At 70.6% G+C, this 1,692-nt stretch carries 1 protein-coding gene; it reads right to left on the bottom strand.

What is annotated here, in order from left to right; translation table 11 throughout:
- A partial coding sequence (locus tag ABZ910_RS36195) for a prolyl oligopeptidase family serine peptidase (RefSeq protein WP_361373675.1) occupies window positions 1-1,536 on the bottom strand: 1,536 nt, incomplete at its 3' end.
- Window positions 1,537-1,692 lie beyond the last annotated feature (156 nt).

The following is a 1,692-nucleotide window of genomic DNA, read 5'->3' as shown; positions in this document are numbered from 1 at the left end:
GCCGCCGAAGGAGCCGCCCATCACGCCGACCCGGTCCGCGTCCAGGTCCGGTGCCTCCAACGCCTTGTCCAGCAGGGCCAGTAGATCGGGGGCGGACTTGCGCGCCAGGTCGTCGACGACGTGCATGCCGTGCGCCTGGCCGTAGCCGGAGCAGCCGCGCGGGTTGCCGAGCACGACCGCGTAGCCGGCGCTCGCGTACACCTGCGCCTCGTCGAAGGCGGCGGGTCCGTTGAGGGTGTAGCCGAACTGGGTGTAGGGGCCGCCCTTGATCTGCAGCAGCACCGGGTGCGGGCCCTCGCCCCGCGGGCGGACGACCCAGCCCTGGAGCTCGTAACCGTCGGCGGTGGTGGCGGTGAACTCCTCCATCGGCAGCACGTCGGTCCGCTCGACCAACCGCGCGCCGAAGCCGGTCAGCAGGTGCTCCTCGCCCGCGCGCAGGCTGACCAGGTCGCCGGCGCTGGTGGCACTGGAGAGGACGGCCGCCACGGTCAGTCCGTCCACACCGTCGACCGCGGCGTAGGCGTTGACCTGGCGGGCCCCGGTGATCAGGGGCCTGGGCGCACCGCCGTCGTAGGGCACCAGGAGCAGATGGACCTCGCCGCGGTGGTCGGCGGCGAACAGCACACCGTCGGCGACCGGGTGGATCATCTGGCTCGCGAAACTGAGGTGGTAGTCCTCGTGGGTGAGGCGGCGGGCCGGCGCCGAGCCGTCGACCGGCGCGGACCACAGGCCGTAACTCATCGTGGCGAACGCGTTGTTGTTCTCGTCCAGCGGCTCGGCGGCGAAGCACACCGTGGTGCCGTCCGGGGAGAAGCGGGGGCAGCCGAGAATCAGGCCGCCGTCGGTGAGGGCGCGCAGGCCGCTCCCGTCGGGGGCGCACACCCACAGGTCGTTACGGAGGTCGTCACCCGCCTCCGGATGGCGGGCCGCGGTGAACGTCAGCAGTTCGCCGTCGGGGCTCCAGGAGACGTCCGCGTGGTCGAAGTTGCCGTCGGTGACCTGGACCGTGGCGGTCACGGGGTCGGCCGAGAACGGGTCGGTGACGAAGATGTGCCGCGGCCGGTCGAAGGTGAATCCGAACCCGTCGGCCCAGTAACGGAGTTTGGTGATACGGCGCGGTGCCTCGCTCTGCGGTGAACCCGTGTAGCGGCCCGGCTCGGGTACGCGCGCCGTGTAGGCGATGCGCGTGGAATCCGGGCTCCACACGGGCTGTCCGGCACCGATCGGATGCCCCGTGACCACGCGGGCGTCGCCGCCGTCCATCGGCAGCAGATGCAGCTGCCCGGGGCCGCCCGGAACAGGGCGCAGGAACGCCAGATGACGGCCGTCGGGGGAGAACGCCGGAGCGGCGTCATGCGGGCCCCGTGTCAGCAGCCGGGCCGGCCGGCTTCCGTCCGTCTCGGCCAGCCACAGCTCGGACACATACCCGTCGGTGGCCAGATCGGGACGCGTCACCGCGACGGCCGCGAACCGGCCGTCACCCGACAGCGTCGGCTTTCCCAGGACGGGAAGGAGGTCAATGTCTGTGAACTTCATGAAATGAATTTATTGGCGGCGCACAAGCCGAGTCAATAACGACAGAATTGGACATGCCAAAGGGGCGCGAAGACGTCTTTCTTGTCTTCGCGCCTGCGTTTTCCGTTGTGTGTTCTGTTGCGGCGGAGGGGCGGAAGTTGGTGCGGGGCCGCCCCT

The sequence above is a fragment of the Streptomyces sp. NPDC046805 genome (assembly GCF_040645355.1).
GTDB lineage: Bacteria > Actinomycetota > Actinomycetes > Streptomycetales > Streptomycetaceae > Streptomyces.
Note: the sequence above shows the minus strand (reverse complement) of the source record. Positions and strands in the feature narration are given on the sequence as shown.